This window comes from Amedibacillus sp. YH-ame10, from assembly GCF_053848885.1.
Genome location: NZ_JBSPFA010000071.1, coordinates 1 through 1,367, shown reverse-complemented (window position 1 = coordinate 1,367; position 1,367 = coordinate 1). Strand labels below are relative to the sequence as shown.

At 35.0% G+C, this 1,367-nt stretch carries 1 protein-coding gene; it reads left to right on the top strand.

Annotation, left to right across the window (positions count from 1 at the left end; genetic code table 11):
* Positions 1-1,229: IS91 family transposase (locus ACWG42_RS14930; RefSeq protein ID WP_455793359.1), on the top strand; the 1,229-nt coding region annotated here is incomplete at its 5' end.
* Between the last annotated feature and the right edge of the window lie 138 nt (positions 1,230-1,367).

Sequence of the window (1,367 nt, the reverse complement as noted above, 5' to 3'; positions counted from 1 at the left end):
TTGCTTCTAAACATAATCATTGTGATTCTTATCGTCCTGGTGAGAGTCATATTTCCATTGCTCATATCTTTTTTGAAAACCTACATAAGCTTACTTACCACTTCCATCTTTTCCCTGACTTAATTCGCTCTTCTGTTATGAAGGCTATCAACTCTGTTATCCTTTGTCATCAACACGAGCTTGGTCATTCTCTTTATGATTGTCCTTCTTGTGATAACTTCACCTTTCTTTGGCATACTTGTAAATCTCGTTTCTGTAATTCTTGTGGTATGAAATATGCCAAAATTCGTTCTCACAATATTCTTCAAAAAGTTTTTGATTGTTCTCATCGTCATTGTGTCTTTACCATTCCCGAAGATTTACGTGATTATTTTCGTGAAGACCGTTCTTTACTCGATATCCTTTTTCAATCCGTCAACGATACTCTTTCTTTTGTAATTCGTAATGCTGGTAATAAATCCGATTCTTTGATTCCTTGTGCCGTTCTTGTTCTTCATACTTTTGGTAGACCTCTTAATTGGAATCCTCATATTCATGTTCTTCTCGCTGAAGGTGGACTTCGTAAATGTGGTTCATTCAAAAAACTTTCTTATATCAACTACGCTTCTTTACGTCGTTCTTTTATGAAACAGCTTCTTGATAATCTTTCTTCACACATCGATACAATTGAATTCAAACAGTTAAAACGTTCTCTTTATAAATTATACCCTGATGGCTTTTATGTTCATTGCCCTCCTTCGAAATTTAAGGATGTAAAAGACTGTGTCGACTATGTTATTCGCTATGTTGGTCGTCCTGTTATGGCTCAAAGTCGCATCTTAGATTATAATTATGATATGGATCATGTGCTTTGGTATTATGAAGACCATACATCTGGTGAACGCGTTGATGTCTATGATACTTGCGTTTCTTTTATGAAAAAACTTATGCTTCATATTCCAGATGAAAATTATCGTATGATTCGTTACATTGGTGGCTATGCCACAAAGAAAAAGAAACTCGCAAATCTCATTCGTAAAATGGTCCATTCCTCTGCTGCTTGGATTCTGAAAAAGACTTCTGCTTATAGACAATATCGTATAGACACAACTGGTATTGACCCTCTATTATGTAGTTGTGGTTGCGAAATGAAATTTGTAGATTGTTATTTCCCTCCAGGGATACAGGAGAAAATTAATGAAAAATGGAAATTCCCAAAAATCAAATACGATTCTCTTCAAGTGTACTAAATGTGGATTTGAAGATCCGATGCCTGATTGGCTTGCGGAAGAAGTCTTATCAAAGAAACGTTTTGGATTGAAAAAAGTTTATGTGAATGCTTGTATTAAATGCGATAGCGAAATGCTTCCTAAAGATTTTCTAGAGAA